The organism is Candidatus Methylacidiphilales bacterium, assembly GCA_033875315.1.
In the GTDB taxonomy this organism is placed as follows: Bacteria; Verrucomicrobiota; Verrucomicrobiia; order Methylacidiphilales; family CAZTYG01; genus JANRJG01.
The window spans coordinates 34075-57126 of record JANRJG010000006.1 but is presented as its reverse complement, the minus strand read 5'-3'; the positions used below and the strand labels follow the sequence as shown (position 1 = coordinate 57126).

22 protein-coding genes are annotated in these 23052 nt (G+C 62.0%); 14 read left to right on the top strand and 8 right to left on the bottom strand.

All coding sequences use genetic code 11. The annotated features are described in order from the left end of the window. The first annotated feature begins 63 nt into the window (after positions 1 to 63). Genes ccoN through SFU85_02045 form a run of 7 tightly spaced genes read left to right on the top strand, consistent with a single transcriptional unit; the run spans position 64 to position 7691 of the window. Positions 64 to 2379: a cytochrome-c oxidase, cbb3-type subunit I gene (gene ccoN, locus SFU85_02075; GenBank protein ID MDX6765556.1), complete on the top strand. Its 2316-nt coding sequence runs from the start codon at positions 64 to 66 to the stop codon at positions 2377 to 2379. Continuing rightward, positions 2379 to 2561, top strand: coding sequence for a hypothetical protein (locus SFU85_02070; GenBank protein ID MDX6765555.1), 183 nt, complete (start codon positions 2379 to 2381; stop codon positions 2559 to 2561). Before ccoN ends, SFU85_02070 begins: the two co-directional genes overlap by 1 nt. Next, on the top strand, positions 2558 to 3103 hold the full coding sequence (locus tag SFU85_02065) for a cbb3-type cytochrome c oxidase N-terminal domain-containing protein (GenBank protein MDX6765554.1): 546 nt from the start codon (positions 2558 to 2560) through the stop codon (positions 3101 to 3103). The genes SFU85_02070 and SFU85_02065 overlap by 4 nt, the downstream gene beginning before the upstream one ends. Beyond that, positions 3100 to 4491: a cytochrome c oxidase accessory protein CcoG gene (gene ccoG, locus SFU85_02060; protein MDX6765553.1), complete on the top strand. Its 1392-nt coding sequence runs from the start codon at positions 3100 to 3102 to the stop codon at positions 4489 to 4491. Before SFU85_02065 ends, ccoG begins: the two co-directional genes overlap by 4 nt. Then, the gene (locus SFU85_02055; protein MDX6765552.1) at positions 4488 to 4649 is read left to right on the top strand and encodes a hypothetical protein; all 162 of its coding nucleotides are present in this window, start codon (positions 4488 to 4490) and stop codon (positions 4647 to 4649) included. Before ccoG ends, SFU85_02055 begins: the two co-directional genes overlap by 4 nt. After that, the gene (locus SFU85_02050; GenBank protein MDX6765551.1) at positions 4639 to 5316 is read left to right on the top strand and encodes a sulfite exporter TauE/SafE family protein; all 678 of its coding nucleotides are present in this window, start codon (positions 4639 to 4641) and stop codon (positions 5314 to 5316) included. The genes SFU85_02055 and SFU85_02050 overlap by 11 nt, the downstream gene beginning before the upstream one ends. Beyond that, complete coding sequence (locus SFU85_02045) at positions 5313 to 7691, top strand: heavy metal translocating P-type ATPase metal-binding domain-containing protein (GenBank protein ID MDX6765550.1); 2379 nt, start codon at positions 5313 to 5315, stop codon at positions 7689 to 7691. The genes SFU85_02050 and SFU85_02045 overlap by 4 nt, the downstream gene beginning before the upstream one ends. Positions 7692 to 7754: 63 nt before the next feature. On the opposite strand, the gene SFU85_02040 is transcribed toward SFU85_02045, so the two are convergent. The 4 genes from SFU85_02040 to SFU85_02025 form a co-directional block, all read right to left on the bottom strand. Further along, positions 7755 to 7943, bottom strand: coding sequence for a Flp family type IVb pilin (locus SFU85_02040; GenBank protein ID MDX6765549.1), 189 nt, complete (start codon positions 7941 to 7943; stop codon positions 7755 to 7757). A 214-nt stretch (positions 7944 to 8157) separates the two neighbouring features. Beyond that, positions 8158 to 8346 (bottom strand): Flp family type IVb pilin, encoded by a 189-nt coding sequence (locus SFU85_02035; GenBank protein ID MDX6765548.1) that lies wholly within the window; start codon positions 8344 to 8346, stop codon positions 8158 to 8160. Positions 8347 to 8546: 200 nt separating this feature from the next. Then, positions 8547 to 8924: a response regulator gene (locus tag SFU85_02030; GenBank protein ID MDX6765547.1), complete on the bottom strand. Its 378-nt coding sequence runs from the start codon at positions 8922 to 8924 to the stop codon at positions 8547 to 8549. Between the two features lie 114 nt (positions 8925 to 9038). Next, positions 9039 to 10154 carry a PLP-dependent aminotransferase family protein gene (locus SFU85_02025; protein MDX6765546.1) on the bottom strand — a complete coding sequence of 372 codons (1116 nt, stop codon included), beginning with the start codon at positions 10152 to 10154 and terminating at the stop codon, positions 9039 to 9041. A 249-nt stretch (positions 10155 to 10403) separates the two neighbouring features. On the opposite strand from SFU85_02025, the gene gcvT reads away from it, so the two are divergent. The 7 genes from gcvT to SFU85_01990 all read left to right on the top strand — a co-directional run bounded on the left by gcvT (position 10404) and on the right by SFU85_01990 (position 17033). Further along, positions 10404 to 11516, top strand: a complete 1113-nt coding sequence (gene gcvT, locus SFU85_02020; GenBank protein ID MDX6765545.1) for a glycine cleavage system aminomethyltransferase GcvT — start codon at positions 10404 to 10406, stop codon at positions 11514 to 11516. Beyond that, on the top strand, positions 11513 to 11893 hold the full coding sequence (gene gcvH, locus SFU85_02015; GenBank protein ID MDX6765544.1) for a glycine cleavage system protein GcvH: 381 nt from the start codon (positions 11513 to 11515) through the stop codon (positions 11891 to 11893). The genes gcvT and gcvH overlap by 4 nt, the downstream gene beginning before the upstream one ends. A gap of 3 nt (positions 11894 to 11896) precedes the next feature. Beyond that, on the top strand, positions 11897 to 12505 hold the full coding sequence (locus SFU85_02010) for a hypothetical protein (GenBank protein ID MDX6765543.1): 609 nt from the start codon (positions 11897 to 11899) through the stop codon (positions 12503 to 12505). Further along, the gene (locus SFU85_02005; protein MDX6765542.1) at positions 12502 to 13443 is read left to right on the top strand and encodes a hypothetical protein; all 942 of its coding nucleotides are present in this window, start codon (positions 12502 to 12504) and stop codon (positions 13441 to 13443) included. The genes SFU85_02010 and SFU85_02005 overlap by 4 nt, the downstream gene beginning before the upstream one ends. 13 nt (positions 13444 to 13456) lie before the next feature. After that, a complete protein-coding gene (locus SFU85_02000) occupies positions 13457 to 14653 on the top strand; it encodes a hypothetical protein (protein ID MDX6765541.1) in 1197 nt (398 codons plus the stop codon). Between the two features lie 262 nt (positions 14654 to 14915). Further along, complete coding sequence (locus SFU85_01995; GenBank protein ID MDX6765540.1) at positions 14916 to 16283, top strand: cytochrome c peroxidase; 1368 nt, start codon at positions 14916 to 14918, stop codon at positions 16281 to 16283. Positions 16284 to 16559: 276 nt separating this feature from the next. Next, on the top strand, positions 16560 to 17033 hold the full coding sequence (locus SFU85_01990; GenBank protein ID MDX6765539.1) for a hypothetical protein: 474 nt from the start codon (positions 16560 to 16562) through the stop codon (positions 17031 to 17033). Positions 17034 to 17196: 163 nt separating this feature from the next. On the opposite strand, the gene SFU85_01985 is transcribed toward SFU85_01990, so the two are convergent. Genes SFU85_01985 through hemL form a run of 4 tightly spaced genes read right to left on the bottom strand, consistent with a single transcriptional unit; the run spans position 17197 to position 23011 of the window. After that, positions 17197 to 17868: a UDP-N-acetylglucosamine diphosphorylase gene (locus SFU85_01985; GenBank protein MDX6765538.1), complete on the bottom strand. Its 672-nt coding sequence runs from the start codon at positions 17866 to 17868 to the stop codon at positions 17197 to 17199. 3 nt (positions 17869 to 17871) lie between these two features. Next, positions 17872 to 19983, bottom strand: coding sequence for a WD40 repeat domain-containing protein (locus SFU85_01980; GenBank protein MDX6765537.1), 2112 nt, complete (start codon positions 19981 to 19983; stop codon positions 17872 to 17874). Next, on the bottom strand, positions 19980 to 21740 hold the full coding sequence (locus SFU85_01975) for a SpoIVB peptidase S55 domain-containing protein (protein MDX6765536.1): 1761 nt from the start codon (positions 21738 to 21740) through the stop codon (positions 19980 to 19982). The genes SFU85_01980 and SFU85_01975 overlap by 4 nt, the downstream gene beginning before the upstream one ends. Continuing rightward, positions 21737 to 23011, bottom strand: coding sequence for a glutamate-1-semialdehyde 2,1-aminomutase (gene hemL, locus SFU85_01970; GenBank protein ID MDX6765535.1), 1275 nt, complete (start codon positions 23009 to 23011; stop codon positions 21737 to 21739). Before hemL ends, SFU85_01975 begins: the two co-directional genes overlap by 4 nt. Positions 23012 to 23052 lie beyond the last annotated feature (41 nt).

Genomic DNA, 23052 nt, shown 5'->3' with positions numbered 1-23052 from the left:
CCGGCCTCCCAGCCACCCTGTCTCCCTTACCCGATCAGATCCAAACCCATAACCCATGAAACCATGAACGAATCGACTTCCTCACCCTCGACTTTGCGCATCGAATTCAATGACACCATTGTGCGCTGGTTCATGCTGGCCTCAGTCTTCTGGGGTGTCGTGGGCATGGCCGCCGGCGTCTTCATCGCCTTCCAGCTCGCCTTCCACTTCCTCAACTTCGACACCTCCTGGCTGACTTTCGGACGTTTGCGCCCGCTCCACACCAACGCCGCCATCTTCGCCTTCGTTGGCAACATGATGTTCGCCGGCATCTACCACTCGACCCAGCGTCTGGTCAAAGCCCGCCTCGCCTCGAACTTCCTCTCCTGGCTCCACTTCTGGGGCTGGCAATTGATCATTGTCGCCGCCGCCATCACCCTCCCGCTCGGCTTCTCCCGAGGCAAGGAATACGCCGAACTCATCTGGCCCATCAACATCGGGGTCGTGTTGATGTGGGTCACCTTTGGCGTCAACTTCTTCTGGACCCTGGCCCGCCGCCGCGAGCCCACCCTCTATGTGGCCATCTGGTTCTACATTTCCACCATCGTCACGGTGGCCATGCTCTACATCGTCAACCACCTGCAAATCCCCACCGGATGGCTCCATGGCTATCCCCTCTTCGGCGGCGTTCAAGACGCGCTGGTCCAGTGGTGGTACGGCCACAACGCCGTCGCCTTCTTCCTCACCACGCCGATCCTCGGCATCATGTATTACTACATGCCCAAGGCCGCGGGCCGCCCGGTCTACAGCTACCGACTCTCGGTCGTCCACTTCTGGTCCTTGGTCTTCATCTATATCTGGGCCGGACCCCACCACCTGCTCAACACCGCCCTCCCGGTCTGGCTCCAGTCCCTCGGCATGCTCTTCAGCCTCATGCTCTGGGCCCCCTCTTGGGGCGGGATGCTCAACGGCCTCCTCACCCTCCGTGGCGCCTGGGACAAGTTGCGCACCGACCCCGTGCTGAAATTCTTTGCCGCCGGTGTGACCTTCTACGGCATGTCCACCTTCGAAGGCCCCCTCCTGGCCATCAAGTCGGTCAACGCCCTTTCCCACTACACCGACTGGACCATCGGCCATGTCCACAGCGGCACCCTCGGTTGGAACGGCTTCATGGCCGCCGGCATGTTCTATTGGATGGCCCCACGCCTCTGGAACCGTCCCCTCCACTCGGTCAAACTCGCCGACCTCCACTTCTGGCTCGGGATGACCGGCATCCTCCTCTACATCGCCTCGATGTGGGTCTCCGGCATCTCCCAAGGCTTGATGCTCAACGCCGTCACCGACGAAGGGGTTCTGGCTTATCCCAATTTCCTCGACCCACTCCTCTCCGCCCGCGCCATGTTCATCACCCGCGCCTTCGGCGGCACCCTCTACATCGTCGGATTCCTCCTCATGGCCTACAACCTCCTCCGCACCATCGTCGGCGCGGAAACGATCAATGGCTCGGTTGATGTCCCGGTCGAACCCGAACAAGCACCCTCGCTTAACCTGGCAGGCTCCTTCCTCAACGCCCCCGTGGTTTATTGCACCCTCCTGGTCGGCGCCGCCCTCCTCTGGATGTTCCTACCGGCAGGCCTCAGTCTCCTCGCCTTCCCCATCCTCATCCTCGTCGGCGCCGCCGCCGTCATCCAGCTCGAGGGCGGTCTCAAAAGCTGGGCCGAATGGTACAACCGCCTCCTCGCCAGCTCGCTCCCTTTCACCATCCTCACGTTCATCGCCGTGGCCGCCGGCGGCCTGATCCAGATCCTTCCCACCATCCTGCTCGAACGCACCACCCAGATCGATGGCATCCGCCAGATTCCCTACACCCCGCTGGAACTGGCCGGGCGCGACCTCTACATCCGCGAAGGCTGCTACAACTGCCACAGCCAGATGGTCCGGCCCTTCGTCGCCGAGTCCCTGCGCTACGGAAAACCCTCGCAACTCGGTGAATCCATGTACGATTACCCCTTCCAATGGGGTTCCAAGCGCACCGGCCCCGATCTCCACCGCGTCGGCGGAAAATACCCCAATCTCTGGCACTACCAGCACATGAACAACCCCCGGAACACCTCGCCCGGCAGCATCATGCCCGCCTATCCCTGGTTGCTCTCGGACAAGGCCGATTACTCCGCACTGCCTTCCAAGATCCGGGTCCAGCGCATGCTCGGTGTACCCTTCGCCGATCTGACACCGGATCAAATCGAAACCCAGGTCCGTGAGCAAGCCGCCGCCATCACCGCCGACCTCCAGGCCGCCGGGGTCAACGCCCGGGCCGAGACCGAAATCATCCCCCTCATCGCCTATCTGCAAAAACTCGGCCATTCGGAAAAAGTGGCCACCCAAGCCAAGGCCCACTGATGTTCAAACACGTCACCTTCCCCGAATGGACCCACCTCCTGGTGGCCATGGCCTTTGTCTTCATCGCCACCGTCTTCATCGCGGTCGTGGTCCGCGTCCTGCGCTCGCCTGACCGCGAAATCGAACGCCTCTCCCGGCTCCCCCTTGAGCCGGACCAACCCCGCACCCCCAACCAGCCATGAGCACCAACCCGCGCCCCCCCGAAGAAGACCCCATCCGCTCCCACACCTACGACGGTATCGAGGAATTCGACAAGAAACTCCCCAACTGGTGGCTCTGGACCTTCTACGGGGCCATCATCTTCTCACTCGCCTACTGGTTCCTCCTGCACCGGGCCGGCGGGTCCCTCACCCCACAGGAGAAGCTGGACAAAAACCTCGCCGCCCTCACCGCCAAAGCCGCCGCCCGTTCCACCGGCCCGCTCACCGACACTCAGCTATGGGCCATGAGCCGCGACCCCGGTGCCAGCAGCGCCGGGCAGGCCACCTTCAACACCACCTGCGCCTCCTGCCATGGTGCCAACCTCCAGGGCGGCATCGGGGCCAATCTCGTTGACGCCACCTGGATCCACGGCGGCAACCCCACCCAGATCGTGCAGACCATCACCAACGGGGTTCAAGCCAAGGGCATGCCCAGCTGGGGCCCGGTTCTGGGGGCCCGCAAGATCAACGAAGTAGCCGCCTATATCCTCAGTCACCACCAGCCTCCCGCCTCCTCCCCATGAAGCCCCGCCTACCGGAGCGGGATTCCGTCACCACCATCAATGAGGACGGATCCAGACACTTCCTCCACCCGGCCGATGTCCGCGGCCCATTCACCCTCCTCCGCCGTTTATCCGGCTGGATCATCCTGGGGATCTTCATCGCCCTTCCTTGGATTCAAATCGGCGGCCATCCCGCGGTCTTCCTCGATGTCGCCGACCGCCGCTTCCACCTCTTCGGCCTGACCGCCGCCGCCCAAGACCTCTGGCTTTTCTTTTTCTTCATCACCGGCCTCGGCTTTTCCCTCTTCTTCCTCACCGCCCTCCTCGGCCGCGTCTGGTGCGGTTGGGCCTGCCCCCAAACCCTTTTCATGGAGCATGTCTTCCGCGCCATTGAACGACTCATCGAAGGTGATGCCCCCGCCCGCCGCCGCCTCGACCAACAATCCTGGTCCGCAGAAAAATGGCTCAAGCGCGGATTCAAACACGCCCTCTTCCTCCTCCTTTCCCTCATCGTCGCCCACATCGCCCTGTCGTACTTCGTCTCCATCCCCGGCCTTTGGGCCATGATGCACCAGTCCCCCGCCGATCACTTTCCCCTCTTCCTCCTTGTTCTCGCCCTGGCTGGTGTCTTTTACTTCGACTTTGCCTGGTTCCGCGAACAGTTCTGCATCATCCTCTGCCCGTACGGGCGTTTCCAATCCGCCCTCATCGATGATCACTCGCTCGTCATCGGTTACGACGAAAAACGTGGCGAACCGCGGGGCAAGGCGGGCGCCACCACGGGGGACTGCATCGACTGCCGCCGTTGCGTGCAGGTCTGCCCCACCGGCATCGACATCCGCCAGGGTCTGCAGATGGAATGCATCGGTTGCGCCAACTGCATCGATGCCTGCGATGAAATCATGGACAAACTGGAGCGTCCCCGAGGGCTGGTCCGCTACGACTCCCTCAACGGACTGGCCGGCAGGAAAACCCGCTGGCTCCGGCCACGCATCGTCCTGTATTCCATCCTTCTGGCCCTGGGCGCCTGTGTCGCCGGCTATGCCCTCACTTATTTCCAGCCGGCCTCCCTCACGGTGCTGCGCATGACCGGGGCTCCCTATTATCTCGATGGCAACATGATCCGGAACCAGTTCATGGTCCGCGTGGCCAACAAAGAACACCACCCCCTCCGGCTCCGCCTGGGTGTCGAATCCCCCGCCCCCGGCCTGATCCAATCCGGCTTCGGGGACGTGGTGGAAATCCCGGCCGAGTGCGAGATCCAGCAACCGATCGTGTTCCAAATTCCCCGCGACCGGTTCCGTGGTTCCCTCACCCTTCAATTGCGCCTGGAAACCGAGGACGGCAAACTGACCCTCCGCCGCCGCGTGCCCTTCCTCGGCCCCGACGGCCCACCCCCCGCCCCATGAACTTCATCCGCCAGCGACCCTGGATCCTGCTCATCATCCTATTCTGCCTGCCCATCGTGGCATGGACGGTTTTTTTCATTCTGGCCAGCCGTCATCCCGTGCAAAAACTACCGCCGGAACCCGCCGCCCAATCGGCATCACCCGCCCATGACCCCTGAATTCGCCACCCCACTGGCCGCCTTGGCTGCGGGTGCGGTTACTTCGCTTCACTGCGCCGGCATGTGTGGCCCCCTCGCTTGTACCGCATGTCCCGCCAGACCCGGCGCCCGGCTGCGGGACGGATTGCTTTACCACGGCGCCCGCATCACGGCCTACAGCCTGTTGGGCGCGGCCCTGGGTTGGAGCGGGGCCTCGCTCGGCCAGATGCTGGGTCAGCCCATCTGGAAAATACTTCCCTGGGCCTTTCTCCTGCTCTTTGCCGCCATCGCCCTATCCTGGGATCCGGCCCGCTTTGCCCGACTGCCCGCATCCTGGCGTTCACCCCTCCAACGTGCCGCACAACTCCAAGGCTGGCGCGGCGCGCTCCTGCTCGGCTTCTTCACACCCTTGATCCCCTGTGGCCCCCTGCTGCTCGCCGCCGGCACCGCCACTGCGGCCGGTTCCGCCACGCACGGTGCCCTTCTTATGGCCTGCTTCGGTCTCGGCACCGTCGCCCTCCTCGAAACCGTCCGCCTCCAAGCGGGTGCCCTGCAACGTTTCTTCCCCCCCCCGTCCTTGCGACGACTCCAACAAGGCCTGGCCTTGATCGCCTGCCTCATCGTGGCCACCCGCCTGGCCTGGCCGCTCCTTGTACCCGCATCCAAAGCCTGCCCTCTCTGCCCGTGAAAACCGCCCAGCCACCGCGCATTTTCTGCGTTCACTGCGGAACCCCCTTCGAGACCGCCCGTGAAACCGAACGTTTCTGTTGCAGTGGCTGCGAGTTCGTTTTCGGCCTGATCCACCGGGAAAACCTCGACCGCTACTACGAAATCAAGGACCCCACCCCTCCGGTAGGACTCCATCCCTTCCAGCAGTCCGAATGGAATTGGCTTGCCGAGATCCAGCGCGAGGGTGATGCCTCACAAACCAGAATCGCCCGCACCCGTCTGGATATCCAGGGCATTTCCTGCGCGGCCTGCGTCTGGCTGGTGGAAAAGGTCTTCGCCCGCCAGCCCGGCGCGGTCGAAGCCCGGGTTCATGCCGGAAGCGGCCTGCTGGAACTCGCCTGGACCCCCCGGCAATGCGACCTTCCGGCTTTCGCCCGGCTCTTGGCCCAGTTTGGTTATCAATTGGGTCCACGAAAAGAAGGGATCGCTCCTGCGCCACGGAACGGCGCACCCGGTCGGCGGCTGGGCCTCTGCGGGGCCTTCGCCATGAATGCCATGCTCTTCACCCTGCCGCATTACCTCGGCATCGATCCGCACGAACCGGTCGTTCCCGTGCTGGATGCCGTGGCCCTGGTCCTGGCCACCCTCAGCCTGGTGGTTGGAGGCAGCCTCTTCGCCCGACGGAGCTGGAACGGACTCCGCGCCGGCATCATCCACATCGACCTGCCCATCACCCTCGGACTGGCCGCCGCCTACTCCGCCTCCCTCCTGGCCTGGGCCACGGGAAACCGCGATCTCGTCTACCTCGACTTCGTCTCCGTCTTCACCTTCCTCATGCTCGTCGGCCGCTGGGTCCAGGAACGCGCGGTCGAAGCCAACCGCAACCGTCTTCTCCAACGCCGCTTCCAACCCGGCCCAGTCCGGAGGCTCGATCCCGGATCGGAAGCGCCGGTCAATCCCGACCAAATCCAAACCGGATGGACCTATCGTCTCAATAGCGGGCAACACGTGCCGGTGCGCTCCCGTTTGCTTTCAGAGGAAACCGCTTTTGCGCTCGACTGGATCAACGGCGAATCCGAACCCCAGGTCACACATACGGGCGCCGTGGTGCCCTCAGGCGCCCAGCATGTCGGCATGGTTGCCGCTGATTTCGAGGCCCTTGAATCGTGGGACCAGGCCCTCCTGCCCGCCCTGCTCCAGGCCGAATGCCCTCCACCTCCACGGGATCTCTTCCTGGAACGCTTCATCCGCTTCTATCTGTTCGCGGTGGTGGGTATCGCCACCCTCGGCGGACTGGCCTGGATGTTCATGGGCCATCCGGACACGGCTTGGCGTGCCCTCGTCGCCGTGTTGGTGGTTTCCTGTCCCTGCGCCAGCGGGGTGGCTGTTCCACTGACCTACGAACTGGCCACCGCCGCGGCCCGACGCATGGGTTTTTTTGTGCGCCGCTCGGACTTCTGGCCCCGGGCCCGAGCGATCCAACACATCGTTTTCGACAAAACCGGCACCCTCACCCTCGATACCCCGGTTCTGGAATCCGAATCCCCGCTTGACCGCCTGACCCGGGAGGAACAATCGATACTTCTGGCCATGGCCGAATCCAGCCTCCACCCCGTCTCGCGGGCCCTTCGCGAAGCCCTGATGCGACGCGGCATTCCCCGTCCGGCACTTGCCCTCCAGATGCACGAAACCTTTGGGAACGGCATCGAATGCACCACCGGACCGCAGGGAGCGGATAAAGCCTGTGATCCAGGCCACAAGACAATCTGGCGACTGGGCCGGGCGTCCTGGGCCGGGGCTCCTTGCGGCGGCACGGTTTTCTCCTGCGGTGGGGAGGTCCTGGCCCAATTCGAATTCGCCGAGAAAGTACGCCGCGGCGCCGATGGAGAATGCGACGCGCTGCGGGCGGCCGGTTATGATTTGTGGATCTTGAGTGGCGACCGTTCCGCCAAAGTCGAGGCCCTGGCCCGCACCCTTGGCTTCGCCGACGACAATGTGTTCGCCGGCCTGACCCCGGAGGAAAAGAGAGCGCGCTTGCGGACCATCGGCAGCGGCCACACCCTGATGCTGGGGGACGGAGCCAATGACTCGCTGGCCTTCAACGAGGCCTGGTGTCGTGGCACCCCGGCTGTCGACCGGGGTTTGCTGGAACAGCGCTCGGACTTTTACATCCTCGGGAACCACCTGAGCGGTCTGAGTCGATTCCTGGCCCTGGCCGGGACACGTCGCCGCGCGGCCCTGGCCACCGTGATATTCTCCCTGATCTACAACCTCGTCATGATAGCCATGGCCCTGACCGGATTGGTGGGTCCTTTGCTGGCGGCGGTGGTCATGCCCCTGAGCTCGCTGGCCTCATTGGCCATCGTTGGGATGTTTTTCCGACACGACCGCTGAAAAAACAGACGTACATGCTTGCAACGCATGGAGTCCTGATGCTTGATAGCCAGGGGCCCGTAATCAGGTCAAAACCGAGGTGACCCTGCTGAACAGCGTCCGGAGCTGGCGACCCAGCACGGTGAGCACAGCGATGACGACGATCGCCACCAAGGCCAGGATCAAACCATACTCAACCAGCGTCTGGCCTTCCTTACGGGTTTTGAGGCAAGTGAACCAACTGACGGCTTGGGTGTACAAGGGGGTGAGCATATGTTTTCTTTGGTTGATGGTTCTATTTGATACTAACGACTATTAAAGTTTAGATTCAAAACAGTTGTGATTACCAACATTTTTTACAGTTAATTTCAGATTCATCCATGCGCGAGGCAGCATCACCACTCAAATCTATCAACTCTAATAAAGCGGAATGTTGATTCGCAGAAAGCTTCTGAGTCTGCGAGCTAGTGCGTCCATCTGAGGCGAATCAGGTGAGCAGCGAGGTGACCCTGCTAAAAAAAGTGCGCAATTGTCCCCCCATCAGGGTCAAAGCCGCCACGGTGACCATAGAGATCAGGGCAAGGATCATCGCGTATTCGATGAGCGTTTGACCGCTTATGCGTTTGAGCAGGGGTTTTATGGAACTGGCCACCAGAAGATAGAGTGAATGGATCATAATCTTTGCTCCTGATGGGTGTTGAAGATCATCGTTTCAAATAGCGAGTGCTGTGCCAAGTTTTCTTACGCTGGCGCAATAGCCTCTCTGAAAGGAGTTTGCCAATAATCATCAGGAACCCATAATTCCTTGACTAGGAATATTTTACCACAAAAGGCACTTTCTGCCCAGTCGCAGCCAGCCAGAAGTGCCGAAGCGAACTACGGTTTCTGTGCGGCCAAGACAAGGGTCAGCGTTTGGTTCAATTCCTTCAAACCAAACGGCTTTTTCAACGTCTGAACCGCCCCCAACCGCGAAGCCATGGCCAGGTAATCCTCCACCCGGCCCACGCCTCCTCCAGACATCGCTATGATTTTCATATCCGGATACCTGCGATGCAATTCCATGATGGTCTCAATGCCTTCTTTCTCCGGCATGATCAAGTCCGTCAAGACCACATCGATCCCGCCCTGTGCCGCAATGGCCAGGGCCTCCACCCCATCGCCCGCTTCCTTCACCGTGTGGCTCAATTGCTCCAGCAACAGCCGAAGCAGGGAGCGGATCCCCACATCATCATCAACTACAAGAATGGAGGCCATGCGCAGGAGGATTGATACTTTAGAACGGATGCAAGGATCGGGTGCCTAGGTTCGTTGCAACCGCAACATGCCGGCTGAAACTAACACACACGTTGCATGCTAGCAAGAACGCAATCAAACACACGCCGCCCAAGCTTCCGACATAAGGCCGGCCCCGCGCTCCAGTTCCGACTCCTCCGCCCGCGCGGCGTTCAAACGCATGCAGGTGTTCGGAGAAGCGCGGTCAAAAAAAATCTCCCCGGGGGCAAAAGACACACCGCGCTTCGCCGCCTCCTGGTGCAAACGTCCCGGATCCACCCGACCGGGACATTCGACCCAGAGAAGGAACCCTCCTTCCGGATCGGACACCCGCGTGCCCGCCGGAAAGTACCGCACCACCGCTTTCCGCAGGCGCGCCCGCCTCCGATGGCAGGCCGCACGCAGGCGCTCCAAGTGCGGCTCCATCCCGCCAGATTCCAAAAAAGCCGCCAAGGTCGACTCGGCCACCGTCGGGCCGTGCAGATCGCTCATGCACTTGCGCCTGACGGCCTGCTCGAAATGGTCGCCCGGGAGCATCAGCCCACCGCGCAAGCCGGGTGCCACCGATTTGCAAGTCGACGAAACATAGGTCACGGTGCTACCGTCGTCGTAGGATCGCAGGGGCGGCAGGGCCCCACCCTCACGCAATTCCCCATAGATGTCGTCCTCGATCAATCGCACGCCCAACTGACGGCACAGGTCCACCAGGGCCGCGCGACACCGCACCGGAATGGTCGCACAGCCCGGATTGGAGAGGGTGGAACATACCACCAGGCAGTCGGGCCGCCATTGTTCCAGCCACGGCGCGATCCGATCGGCATCCAGTCCCCGCACCGGATCACCCGGCAGGGACAACGACCTCGCCCCCACCGCGTGTATTTGCTCAAGCAAGTTGTAATAACACGGCGACTCACAGGCCACCACGCCGCCACGCCGGGTGTGCAAGGCCAGGGCCAGATGGAGGGCCTGGGTGCACCCGTTGGTCACCAGGACTTCGGAGGCCCCGACTCGGACCTTTCGGTTGCGCAGGCGTTCCGCCAGGGCCTCGCGCAAACCCGCATGCCCCTCCGGTCGCTGGTAGGCCCACATGGCCAGGCCGTTCTTCGCCCCCGCGCGGACGAAGCTTTTTTGCAGGGCCGCCACCGGCAGCAGCTTGGGCGAAGGCACTCCGGCACCCAGGTTGATCCAACCCGGCCTTTCCACCGAACGCATCAACTCAAGCAATCCCGTCGACGGTCTGAACCGTCGCGGCATGACGGAGGCTGTTTCAGGTTGATTCAGCCTTTTGCGCATACCCCCATTAGACCTTATCCCGGCGTCGCATCAATCCCAACCCGCGATTTCGCCCGATTCATTGTCCAAGGCATTCAGCTCAAGCTATTTGCCCAAAGACGAATCACAAGACTTGGAAGACTTAGGCGACGGTTGACACCTCGTTTGACGCTCCGGTAGTTTGTCCAGATGCCTTCCGCTGATTCCAAACCCCGGCAGACTCCGCTCTACACCCTGCACAAGGCAGCCGGGGCCAAATTGATCGAATTTGGCGGTTGGGAAATGCCGGTCCACTACACCAGCATCCTTGAGGAACATGCCGCTGTCCGCAACACCGTGGGCCTCTTCGATATCAGCCACATGGGCCAGGTCTTCGTGTCCGGCACTTCCTCGGAAGCCTGGCTCAACACCCTCCTGACCAACGACGTCCGACAGCTTTCCCCAGGCCAGGGCCAGTACACCCTCATGCTCAACGAGTCCGCCGGCGTCGTCGACGACCTCCTCGTTTTCCGCCTCGACGACCAGAACTTCCTCCTCGTGGTCAACGCCGCCCGCACCGAGCGTGACCTCAAATGGATGAAGAAGTGGCTCAATGCCAATGCCACCCTGGACTTCGACCCCGACCACCGCGCCGCCCTCGCCCTTCAGGGCCCCCGGGCGGTCCAGGTCATCCAAAAGGTCTTTCCCGACGAATTCCACGCCCCCAAACGCAACGCCATCGAAACATGGGCGTTCAACAAACAACCCGTGCTCGTTTCCCGCACCGGGTACACCGGCGAGGACGGGTTCGAACTTTTTTTCAGCGATGCCATTGCCGAGGATCTTTGGAAAGCCCTCCTCAAGGAAGGACGCGGCCTGGGCTGCGTCCCCATCGGACTCGGTGCCCGTGACACCCTCCGTCTCGAAGCCGGGTTGAGCCTCTACGGACACGAACTCGATGAAACCATCACACCGCTCGAAGCCGGCCTTTCCTCGTTTGTCTCCTTCGACAAACCGGAAAAATTCATCGGGCGCGAAGTCCTTCGTGAGCAGCGTGAAAACGGACCGGCCCGCAAGTTGATCGCCTTTGAAGTCACCGGTCCCGGTGCCCCACCCCGCGCCGACTACATCGTCCTCAAGTCCGGACGCCCCATCGGCAAGGTCACCAGTGGAGGCCTTTCCCCCACCCTCCGTAAAGGCATCGGTCTGGCCCTGGTGGAAACCCCCGAAGCCACCCTCGGAAATACCTTGGAAATCCAAGTCCGTGGCAACACACTGCCCGCCGTCATCGTCAAGCGACCCTTCTACCGCAAACCCGAATGAACATCCCCGAAACGCTCAAATACACCGAAAGCCACGAATGGATCCTCCTCGAGGGCGAATCCGCCACCGTGGGCATCACCGATCACGCCCAGAACGAACTCAGTGACGTCGTTTTTGTCGAACTTCCCAAAGTGGGTCGGAGCGTGAACGCCAAGGAACCGGTGGCGGTGGTCGAGAGTGTCAAGGCGGCCTCCGACATCTACTCTCCGCTTTCCGGCGAAATCACCGCCACCAACCCCGACCTCACCGCCGACCCGGCTCTGGTCAACTCCGATCCATACGGCAAGGCCTGGATTTTCAAAATCCGTTTGGCCAATCCCTCCGAAGCCTCCTCGCTTCTCGATGCCCGGGCCTATACCCACGTGATCCGGAAGTAACCGATGGCGACCAAACCGGAATGCCACTTCCCGCTGCCCGGTTTGGTGGAATGGTCCGCCCATTCCCCAACGGCACGCGTCACCCTCACCGCCCACGCCTTCAGCCACGAGGGCAAGGTGATCCTTGTCGACCCGATCGAAGAAGTCCCGGGAGTGCGCGATGCCATTCTCGGACTCGGCCAGCCCGTCCTGATTGTGCTGACCAACGGCAACCACGAGCGAGCTTCCGTCGCTTGGAAAAAATCCTTCAATATCCCCACGGCCTTTTCCGCCATGGCGACCCGTGACATTTCCTACAAGCCCGATGTCGTCCTGGAAACCGCCCCTTCCATCCACGGCGTCCACCCCCTGCCCCTCGCCGGGGCAGCCCCCGGGGAACACGCCCTTCACATCCCCCACCTCAAGTTGCTCATCCTTGGCGATGCGCTCATCAACCTCGCGGAAACCGGTCTCTCCCGCCTCCCGGACAAATACTGTTCCGACCCGGCCGCCCTGCGTCTCTCGCTCGGGCCCCTAGCCAAACTTGGCTTTGAACATTGCGCCTTCGCCCATGGAACCACCCTGGTCCGGGACGGCAAATCCCGTCTCCTGCCGCTTCTGCAACCCCGATGAACGGCCTTTTCCAGCGTCCCGCTTTGTCCCCACCCCAGGGTAGCCGGGCTTCCCAGTCCGCCCGGTCAGCTCCCACCGTTTTCCTTTCCCGCCTCCTCTTCCTTTGTTTATTCTCCATCACCCAGCATCTGTCCGCGCAGAACCCGGCTCCCTTCCGGCCCATCGAACCCGTCCAGGCCCGCGGCAACACCGTTTCTGACAACACCCTCCCCGCCCGTGTCGAGGAACGCATCAAACTCTTCTTTTCCACCCTCGCCGAACAGTCCATCGAACAGGCCTTCCTCAAACTCTTCGACGGCTCCAAGCTTCTCCAGGAAAAAGATGCCATCGACAGCTTCACCCAGGTCACCCGCGGCAGCATCCAGGCCTACGGACGGATCAAATACTACAACCTGCTCGATAGCCGCCGCATCGGCGACCGCCTCCTCCTTTTGACCTACATCGTCGAACACGAAAAACGCCCTGTCCGCTGGCGCTTCCTCTTCTTCGCACCCATCGGCAACGACTGGACCCTGGCCAATCTCAAGGCCGATGATCTGCGCAATTACTTCCCTTCCATCCCCTCTTCGGCCAAGCCGCCCGAACCCGTCTTCCTCAAGAACGAGAAATTTTTCATCAATCTCCAGAGCGGGGCCATCCCGGAAGCCTTCGCCGACCTCATTCTCGGGAGTGAACTGGCCGGCGAGGCCGCCGCCGTCAAGGCCTTCGAGGAGAAGGCACGCCAGTCCGAACAAGAATACGGCAAAATTCTTTCTTACAACTTGCTCGACAACCGCCCCCTCAGCCCGCGCCTGCGGCTGCTCACCTACCTCGTCTCCACCGAGAAGAAACCCCTCCGCTGGCAGTTCTTCTACCGCCTCGACCCACAGACCGGCGTGTGGATCCTGACCAACGTCCGCATGGATGACCTCCTCGACGCTTCCTTCCTGATCGATTAAACGGCGGATCCCAGTGTTTAAGACGGACTTTTGGTCGGGGAAAGGCGCAGTCATCGTATGTGCCGCCGCAGCCGCGCTTCTCCTGCTATCCATCCCGCCCCATTGGTTCGTGCTCGCATGCCAGAAACCCAGGGGACTCGAGCGTCTCATTCTGTTCGGGCAATCGCATGAACAAACAAGCCTTCCCGAAATCCGGAAACTGGCCCCGCCGCGCAATTCCCCCGCGGGCTATGACGCGCAATACTATGTCCAGATGGCCTTCGACCCCACGCTCCGTCACCCCGGACTGACCCGGGCTTTGGACAGCCCCAGCTACCGGGCTCGTCGCATCTTCATGCCCGCCCTGGTCTGGTTGGCCACTTGGAACCAGGATCCCGTGCGCAAAATCCAGGTATTCGCCCTCATCAATCCGCTTTGCTGGCTGGCTCTACTGGTCCTTGTGGCCCGGATCACCAGGCTGCAGTCCATCAGGGACCTGTCCTGCTTGGTGGCCTGCGCCCTCGGCTCTGGGTCGCTTTTTTCCCTAACCAGATCACTCACCGACCTGCCTTCCGCAGTGCTCGGGCTGGCAGCCGTGACTTTCCCGGGATACGCCGGCAACACCTTATTCAGCTTATCCCTCCTCACCCGCGAAACCGCCTGCTGTTCGCTCCTCGCCGTTTGGAAAGGACGCTTCCACAACCCAGCATCGTGGCCCTCCTCCCTGCTCCGTCTGACACTGGTCCTCCTTCCGCTTGCCCTTTGGTTGGTTTACATCCATTTCCTTTACAGGGCACATGGGTCACTCGTGGGCTCTGGAAACTTCGCCCTCCCTTTGACCGCTGTCTGGCCCGCCCTGAGTGAATTTTGGGCCTCCTTTGCAAAACATCCCTCTCTGTACGGTCTGCTCACCTTGTCCATTCCGTTTTGTTTGTTCGTGCAATCCCTTTACCTCGCCCTGAACTTGAAGAAACACCAAGATGACCCCTTCTGGCGCATGGGTATCGGCTTCGCCCTGCTTCTGCTTGTGCTCGGACCCGCCGTCTGGGCGGAAGCCCGCACCGTCTGCCGCGTCGTGCTGCCCCTCACCCTGGCGTTCAACCTCCTGATCCGGCACGAAAAACCACCCTCCTTCTCCCTCTGGTTCCTGGCCGGCAACATCGGCCTGTTCTCGGAGCTGGTGGGCATGAACCAGATCATTGGCGGCGCGATTCCGGGAATCACCCCCTGATTTCGGTTCCTGATCACAAGAGGAGTGGAAGAACCATCCCAAATCCAAGAACCTTGGGGAAAGGTTCATGAAGGGCCGGATCAGTTGCCGATTGCCCCTTGGAGGGTTGATGAACCCTGATTTAGTAAGCCGCATCCCCGCTCCGTGGCGCTTGAAGCCGATCTCAGTCCTTCCCGATCTGGCATTTTCTTAAAAACCGGCGCAACTATTTGCACTTCTATTTGTTTTACTCATAAGTCCTTCAACCTTCCTGATCCCTATTATGTTTCTCTCTACTTTGCAATTGGGTCACCGGCACTTCCCGGTCCTGATCTTCCTGCTCCCTCTTCCATTACAGGCTCAAAACGGAGTCATTGACCTGACTTCCCTGGACAACTACGCCAACCAAACCAAACCCGCTTACATCACGAAGGACAACACCTCCGGCAATCCCATCACCGATGCAGGCGCCACCCTCGGGCGCGTCCTCTTCCACGACAAACGCCTCTCGAGAAACAACACCGTCAGTTGCAGTTCCTGCCACCAGCAGGCCCATGCGTTCTCCGACAACGCCACCGCCAGCGTCGGCGTCAATGGCACCACCGGCCGCCACTCCATGCGACTCATCAATGCCCGCTTCGGCACCGAGGCCAAGTTCTTTTGGAACGAACGCGCCGCCAGCCTCGAGGCCCAGACCACCCAGCCCATCCAGGACCACACCGAAATGGGCTTCAGCGGCACCTCCGGTGACCCCGCCTTTACCGATCTCGAGAGCAAACTTTCCGCCATCCCGGAATACCGCGTCCTTTTCGCCATGACCTTCGACACTCCGGACATCACGGAATCCCGTATCCAACAATCCCTGGCCCAATTCGTGCGCAGCATCCAGTCCTTCGACAGCAAATACGATACCGGCCGGGCCCAAGTCAACGGGGAGAATCAAAACTTCCCCAACTTCACCGCCAACGAAAATGCCGGCAAGGCCCTCTACCTCGCCGCGCCGGGTCCGAATGGTGCCGGTTGCGCCGGCTGTCACCGCCCTCCGGAATTCGACATCGATCCCAACAGCCGCAACAACGGCATCGTCGCCTCTCTCTCCGGCGGGACCGACCTGACCAATACCCGGTCCCCCAGCCTGCGTGATCTCATGGCTCCCGGCGGAAGCACCACCAACGGCCCTTTCATGCACGACGGGTCGCTCACCACGCTGGCTGCGGTCATCGCCCACTACAATGCGATCCCCGCCAACAACACCAACTTGGACCCCCGCCTGCAACGCCCCGGCGGCCAGGTGCAAAACCTCAATCTCACCGCCCAGCAACGCGCCGACCTCGAGGCCTTCCTCAAAACCCTCACCGGTTCCAACGTCTACACCGACCCCAAATGGTCCAATCCCTTCGACGTCAACGGCAACTTGAGCCTGATCGTACTCCCTGACTCCGCGACCTCCATGGTCCTCAACGGCAATGGCACCATGACCCTGACCTGCAACGCCGCCGCCAACCTCGACTACCAACTGCAATCTTCCACCGACCTGACGACTTGGACCGATGTCGCCACGATCACCTCGGACGCCAATGGAATGATCGTTCGGAATTTCCCCACATCCGCCAACAAGATGTTCTACCGTTTCACGTACAGCGTCCCCTGACCATTCCGCCTTCCGCAGCCCTCTGTAGACGGGGAATCCCTTCCCCCTTCCCCCTTCCCCGTTCCCCGTTCCCCGTTCCCTGTTTTCAGTGTTCAGTTTTCCGTTTCCAGTTCCCGAAAATCCGCCATCTAGCATCTGCCTCAACTTTCCCGTCTTCGTTTTGAGACCTACCCTCCGATGCTTAAACTCAATACTTAAAACCTAAAACTGGATCCCCCCATCCGCCCTCCTTCAACTTTTAGCTTGTCCCTCCTGCGGCTCGCTCCTTTTGAGGTCATGATCACCCAAACGAAAAGCGCCCGCATCCCATTCGTCTTGATCCTGGCTCCCGCTGTTCTCGGACTTCTGGCCCTCACTTCTTGCACCACCGGCTCGGCTGCCCGCACCAGCAGCACCCTCTACCAGCCGACCAATTCTGCCCAGGTGGAAATCCTCTTTGAAAAGCCGGCACGGCCCTACACCGTCATTGGCACCGTCGGCAGCAAGGCCAGCACCCTTGCCTCCGACGATGCCATTCTGCGCGCCATGCAGAAAGAAGCGGCCGAACTCGGCGCCCACGCCATCCTGGTCCAGGGCGAGGGCATCACCCAGGTCAGCGACTGGAACGGCAGCTACCAGAAAGGCCGGGCCCTGGCCCTGCGCTGGAATGAGGGCGCCCCGTCCGCCACCTACTCCGTCACCCCGACCAGCACCACGCCGACCACCCCCGCCGCCGAACAAATCATCCCCCCCAATACCGGCCAGCGCTGATTCCTCCAGACGATCATCGCCTTCCAGCTATTCCAGTCCGGCCGGAGGTAGGCTCTGATAGCCAATCTGTTGCTGAATTTTTGTCCCTGCTTGCACCTCAAGCAGCAGTCAAACATCAAGCGGGCTGCCGCATCACCGGCAAACCAGCAAGGCTGGTTGGGAATCAACCGACGATTTTACCGAACGGCTCGGGCATCCGCGCTGTCTTGCCGGCGGGAAGAAAGCCCTGCCAAATGGTGCCCGGATAGACAAGGGCTTCCCGGCCGAGGACCGATCCGGGGTTGAGGACTGAATGGCAGCCCACTTCGGCCCGGTCACCAATGATGGCCCCGAATTTGCGCAGGCCGCTCGGGATCTTGTCTCCCCCGGCACGCACCATGATAGGCCGGCCATCTAACCGAAAGTTTGAGAGAATCACCCCCGCTCCCAGGTGGACCCTGTGACCGAGGATGGAATCACCGACGTAACTGAAGTGGGGTACTTGGACGCCGTTGAATAATACGCTGTTTTTGATCTCCGTGCTGTTGCCAACGACACAGCCGTCACCCACGATGACCTGCTCGCGGATGTAGGCCCCGTGGCGGATGTGGCAGTCCTTGCCGATCCAGGCCGGACCGAGGATGCAGGCGCCGGGTTCAACCACCGTGCCCTCGCCGATGAACACGCGCCCACCAATATGGGGGGTGCCGACAACCCTTCCATGGTTGCCCGGCCGGAGATTGGCATCGAGGTAGGCGGCGATACGCGGAAGAACCTCCCAAGCCTGGCCGGCCCCATCAAAAAGAGTCGCGTGGGCGGTGGAGGCAAGATCGAGAAGGGTGGATGGAGCAAACATAGATCAGTCCGGCAAAATCCGGAGTCCAGTGACATTGCCATGGCTGTCCTCGACACGGAAGAACAACGTGGCGCCTTCCTTTCGGCGCAGAAGGAATGTTTCGCGCAGACTGTCGTTGATGCCGTCGGCAGGCAGGAGTGGTTCAAAGTCATGGCCATTGGTGGAACAGTAGGCGGCTGCAATCGCACTGGTCTGGTCGGAAACAGCGATTTCCACCAGAAGCGGGGTCTTGCGGACGATCACAGCCGAAGGCGGGGTGTGGTCCACGGTCAGGGCTTCGCTGATTTTTTCCGTTTGAAGGGTTCCCTCTTCCGGATTGTCGAGCCCGTCGTCAGCCACAACCCGGAAGCGGTAGGCTCCGTCGGGCCAGCCGCTGGCATCCCACGAAAAAACCGGCTGCAGCCATTCTTTTTCCAACAATTCCCAGGCGCCTTCCCCTTCCCTTTTGAGATAGACAGCGAAACGCAGACGGTCGCCGTTCGGGTCGGATGCCTGCCAGGCAGCGGAGCGGGCACCGCGGACGGTCGAGGGTTGGAAACGGGCGGGTGGCAGGGGCGGGCCATCGGCCCCCTTGGCCAGTTGGTCCGCGCCCTGGGGCTGGGGCGGCGGCGCGGGCTGAAGCATGACCTCGTAAGCGGTATCCGGCTCCAACACCCGCAGCAGATCGATGCGCGGGGGCTGGTTCACCGGGAGAAGGAAAACTTCCACCTGTTCCAGTGACCCGCGTTCGAGTTTCACTTCAAATTGGAGATAACGGGCCTGCGGGCTGGCGATTTTTCCACCGTCCAGCGGCATCCAGGGATACCAGGATTTGTCGGGGTCACTGGTGTTGCCACTGCGGGTCCGCACCGTCCAGTCCCCCTCCCCCTGGGCACGGAACGCACCCCAGCGGGCGAAGGTCTTGGAATCCATCACCCTCGACTGGTAGGTCCCACCCCCTTCCGGTCCGGAACGCCAGACCCGGCTGCGACCCTGGCTCAATGCGGTGAGGATGCCGCCCTGGCCTAGCAGGGCGATGACCGGCTGTTTCTCAATGCCCCCGAGCAGGGCGATTTCGCGGCCGTCGTTGACCTGATACATGCGTCCATCGGCGGCGGAGGCGGCATAGGTCTTGTTGCCGGAAACAGCCAGGGCGGCGATGTCATCCTTGAATTCGCGCAGTTTCTGCGGGCTGAGGTCGCGACCCAGAACGTAGAGGTCCGTAGTGCAGGAACCCGCAGGACTGCGGACGGAATCGGATCCCGGGGTAGAGGATGAAGCGGCGACGGAAGACAGTGGCGATTCCCCATCGGTCTCCAGGGTGATGGCCGGGCGGGCACTGCGCGGACGTTCGGGCGAGGAACCCCCGCCCCCGCTGCCTCCAGTGCCGGATGAAGCAGCAGCGAAGATGCGTCCTGTTGAATCCACCGCAAGGGCGGCGATCTCGTCCTTTCCGCTGTCGAGGAGCACGACCCCCTGGTCCCGGCCCGTGATGCGGTAGAGCAAACCTCTTCCCGAACTTCCAGCCAGGAGGTTGCCCCCGCTGTCGAATGCGAGACAGCGGATATGGGCCTCATCGGAGTCAAACCACACCTGCCCCTGGCCCTTGCCCGTGATGCGGTGGATCTTCCCCTTGGTGCCGGTGGCGGCGAAAAGAACACCACTGGGGGACACTTTCAAATCCCAAACAAAGTCCTCGCCGGTCTGATAGAATTCCTCGAACCGGCCCTGGTCGCCGAGACGGAAAATTTTTCCACCCGGGGAAGGTGCGGCATAAACTTCACCCTTGGGTCCGGACGCGACCGCATAAACGTCGGGTTCCTGGAATTCGGTGAGCTTGTCGAGGCGACCGGAGGGGGTCAGACGCCAGACAGCACCCGGCTTCCCGGCGGCGAGCAGAACCGAACCGTTGCGTTCGAGGGCTCCGGCCCAGAGGACGGCGGACTTGAGTTCCGCCACCGGGGCGAACGAGGGAGCGGTAGACAGCCGTCCGGGCTCCACCACCGCCGTGCCCTGTGGACGGCCTTCGGCCCAATCGGAGAAGGAATCGATGAGGATGCGGGTGGTTTGCACCGCTTGGAGCGGCGCACCCGTTAGGAAAACGGAGAGTATAACCAAATATTGGAATTTATTCATGGGATGATCCTGAGGGTGAACTGGCGGGAACCGGCGACCACACCCTGTTGCGGTGCGGAGACCTCGGCCACGGTGCGGCGGGTGGAACGGACAGGATCCGGTGTGCCGGCCTGCTGCCGGGCGATGCTGCCGGGCAACCCGGCCTGGAGGAATCCACCCGTGGCCACGGCCGGACCGAGGAGGTTGACCTGGGCATAAAGGCGGTCGGCATCAGCCGAGACGTCCAAGGCGCGCAGGAAATCACGCGGCTGGTCCATTCGCCCCAGGTCGCGGTCATTGAGGCGTTCTTGGCGGAGCTCGCTTCCGGCCAGCACGCGGACTTCCACGGTCCCTTCTCGCACTTCTTCGGGCAGGGCCAAAACTTGCTCCACCCAGCGTTCCACTCCCGCCGGGCTGCGCAGACGGGTCAGGAGTCTGATCGATTCTCCCGGCCGGACGGTGGTGGCGGAGGGTCGCAGATCGTCAATCTGCCAGGTGGCATCTTTTTCAAATGACTCCACAGAAAGTTCCAGTCCTTCGATGGCCACCTGGCGTGGAAAATCGCGGCAGAGCCGCAGGAGCGGCAGGGCCTGATCCATCACCGCCCGCATGCGTTCGCTGTCGTCCCCACTGTAGACCCCGTCAAGAACCAATGCCGGCAGACCCTGAAGCTGGATGCTGCCGTGCAGACGAACGGTGACATACTCCGAGGTGTCCTGTTCGTCATTCAGGGTGCGCGCCATCAACATCGCGACCAACATGGGGCTGAGACGGGGGTGGAGGGCCAGTCGGCCCTTGAGGTCCGGGCGGGGTTCGCCGTTGTGGGTGCGCTTGATCCGATAGGGGGCCATGGCCGGTGCACGGTCGAGGGTGCCACTGATTGCGCTCAGGCGGTCCTGGGTGAGCGTGCCACTGACACTCCCGGCATTGGAAAGCTTGTGCGGCATGAAGTAGCTGGGGATGGTGGTGATGATCTCGGCCGGTGCCACGGGCAGTGCGGCGGACCCGAGTCCCATCATGGGGTGGCCGAACGCCATGAAGCGGTGGCCATCGGTCCAAGTCAGGGTGCCGGTGCCCGCCATGGAGAAGTCGCCATCCACCAGAACAACCGCGAGCGGGGAACCGTCCTTGAGCGGAAGCGGCAGGCGAGAAGAAGAGTCGGCGCGACCTGCGGCCGCGGCAACAGGAAGGAAGCCGGGGATGTTTTCGAAGAAGGGCTTGAAGGCCTGTTCCATGGCCGGCCCCCAACCCGGGACGGGAAGCGGCACGGAAAGCCATTGTCCGGCGGAGCCGCAACCACTGCCCGTGAAGGGGGCCGCGAGCAAGGTCCACCAACCACCCTGCCAAGGTTCGGGAGCGGTGGACGAACTGCGACGTTCAACATCGAACATGTCGGCCGCCGGGGTGAACCCGCAATGGCCGTCCTTCTCGAAGAGGGTGATGCGACGCGAGAGGGCGCCGACGAGTTTGCCGTCGATGTACAACGGACTGCCGCTCATGCCATGCACGGCCCCGGTTTTTTCCGTGCGCGGATCGATGAGGCGGCCAATGATGAGGTCGTGGCCGGCACCCAGGGCGGCCTTTTGCACACCGAGGATTTCCGTCTGGATTTCTTCGATTTGGGTGCCCTGGAGCACGGTGCGGGTGATTCCGCGCTGGCCCGGACGCAAATCTTCAACCGGATAGATCTGCGGCAATGGGGCAGCAGGAACAGAAGTTGTACTGAGGACCAAAGCCAGGGTCCATCCCAGGTTCCAATCCCATGCCAGGTATTTCACGGCAGGGCCTTTTCCACCGCCAGGAGCGTGGCCTCGATGTCCGCGCTGCCGTGGGCCAGGGAGAGGAAACAGGTTTCGAACTGCGAAGGTGGAAAATAAACCCCTTCGCGCAGGAGGTTGTGGAAGAAGCGGGCGAAGAGCGCGGTATCGCTGGTCTTGGCGTCATCGAGGTTGTGGATTTCCCGCGCCGTGAAAAAGAGGCAGAACATCGAACCGCGGCGGATCAATTGGAAGGGTTTGCCCCAGCGAGCCAGGATGCCGCGCAGCCCGGACTCCAGCGCGGCGCCGGATTCCTCCAGGAGGCGGAAGCCATCGCGGGCTTCAAGCTCCCGCAACTGGGCCAAACCCGCGGCCATGGCCAGCGGGTTGCCTGAGAGCGTTCCGGCTTGATAGACCGGGCCGAGGGGGGCCAAATGATCCATGATCCCGGCCCGTCCGCCGAAGGCCCCGACGGGCAGCCCACCACCAATGACCTTGCCGAAAGCGCTGAGGTCCGGGGTGATGCCGAGGAGTTCCTGGGCCCCGCCGCGGGCCAATCGGAAACCGGTCATGACCTCGTCAAAAACCAGGAGCGTGCCGTAGTGGTCACAGAGGGTGCGCAGGGCATGGAGGAATTCAGGATGCGGAGGGATGAGACCGGCATTGGCCGGGATGGGTTCCAGGATGACAGCGGCCAGTTCATCGCCATGCTCCTGGAAGGCGGTCTTGAGGCGGGCCGGGTTGTTGAACGGCAGGGTGAGGGTCTGGGTGGCAAAGGCAACGGGTATGCCCGCACTGTCCGGCTGGCCGAAGGTGAGCGCGCCGGAACCGGCCTTGACGAGGAGCGAGTCGACGTGACCATGGTAACAGCCCTCGAATTTGATGATTTTGTCACGACCGGTGAAGCCACGGGCCAGGCGGATGCAGGACATGGTGGCCTCGGTACCACTGTTGCACATCCGCACTTTCTCGACCGAGGGAACCCAACGGACGATGGTCTCAGCCATCTCCACTTCAAGCGGGCCGGGAACACCGAAACTGGTACCGGACTCGAGGGCTTGGGAGACCGCGCGGCGGACCGGCTCTGCGGCATGACCGAGAATGGCCGGACCCCAGGTGCAGACGTAGTCGACGTAGCGGTTGCCATCGACATCGAAAAGACAAGCCCCGGAAGCCGAGCGGGCGAAGAAGGGATTCCCTCCCACAGCGCGAAAAGCACGGACGGGCGAGTTGACGCCCCCGGGAATCACCTGCAATGCGCGCTCGAAGAGCGCCGCGGAATTCGGCCACATGCGAAGCGCAACGTAGCATCCGATTGGGCGAGGGCAACCCA

Excerpts from the sequence above, each read along its gene's own strand:
- SFU85_02070 (MDX6765555.1), top strand. The coding sequence starts at position 2,379 with ATGTTCAAACACGTCACCTTCCCCGAATGGACCCACCTCCTGGTGGCC.
- SFU85_02050 (MDX6765551.1), top strand. The coding sequence starts at position 4,639 with ATGACCCCTGAATTCGCCACCCCACTGGCCGCCTTGGCTGCGGGTGCG.
- SFU85_01990 (MDX6765539.1), top strand. The coding sequence starts at position 16,560 with ATGATCACCCAAACGAAAAGCGCCCGCATCCCATTCGTCTTGATCCTG.
- gcvT (MDX6765545.1), top strand. The coding sequence starts at position 10,404 with ATGCCTTCCGCTGATTCCAAACCCCGGCAGACTCCGCTCTACACCCTG.
- SFU85_02005 (MDX6765542.1), top strand. The coding sequence starts at position 12,502 with ATGAACGGCCTTTTCCAGCGTCCCGCTTTGTCCCCACCCCAGGGTAGC.
- SFU85_02065 (MDX6765554.1), top strand. The coding sequence starts at position 2,558 with ATGAGCACCAACCCGCGCCCCCCCGAAGAAGACCCCATCCGCTCCCAC.
- SFU85_02035 (MDX6765548.1), bottom strand. The coding sequence starts at position 8,346 with ATGATCCATTCACTCTATCTTCTGGTGGCCAGTTCCATAAAACCCCTG.
- hemL (MDX6765535.1), bottom strand. The coding sequence starts at position 23,011 with ATGTGGCCGAATTCCGCGGCGCTCTTCGAGCGCGCATTGCAGGTGATT.
- SFU85_02010 (MDX6765543.1), top strand. The coding sequence starts at position 11,897 with ATGGCGACCAAACCGGAATGCCACTTCCCGCTGCCCGGTTTGGTGGAA.
- ccoN (MDX6765556.1), top strand. The coding sequence starts at position 64 with ATGAACGAATCGACTTCCTCACCCTCGACTTTGCGCATCGAATTCAAT.
- SFU85_01980 (MDX6765537.1), bottom strand. The coding sequence starts at position 19,983 with ATGAATAAATTCCAATATTTGGTTATACTCTCCGTTTTCCTAACGGGT.
- SFU85_02025 (MDX6765546.1), bottom strand. The coding sequence starts at position 10,154 with ATGCGTTCGGTGGAAAGGCCGGGTTGGATCAACCTGGGTGCCGGAGTG.
- ccoG (MDX6765553.1), top strand. The coding sequence starts at position 3,100 with ATGAAGCCCCGCCTACCGGAGCGGGATTCCGTCACCACCATCAATGAG.
- SFU85_02055 (MDX6765552.1), top strand. The coding sequence starts at position 4,488 with ATGAACTTCATCCGCCAGCGACCCTGGATCCTGCTCATCATCCTATTC.
- SFU85_02040 (MDX6765549.1), bottom strand. The coding sequence starts at position 7,943 with ATGCTCACCCCCTTGTACACCCAAGCCGTCAGTTGGTTCACTTGCCTC.
- SFU85_01995 (MDX6765540.1), top strand. The coding sequence starts at position 14,916 with ATGTTTCTCTCTACTTTGCAATTGGGTCACCGGCACTTCCCGGTCCTG.
- SFU85_02030 (MDX6765547.1), bottom strand. The coding sequence starts at position 8,924 with ATGGCCTCCATTCTTGTAGTTGATGATGATGTGGGGATCCGCTCCCTG.
- SFU85_01985 (MDX6765538.1), bottom strand. The coding sequence starts at position 17,868 with ATGTTTGCTCCATCCACCCTTCTCGATCTTGCCTCCACCGCCCACGCG.
- gcvH (MDX6765544.1), top strand. The coding sequence starts at position 11,513 with ATGAACATCCCCGAAACGCTCAAATACACCGAAAGCCACGAATGGATC.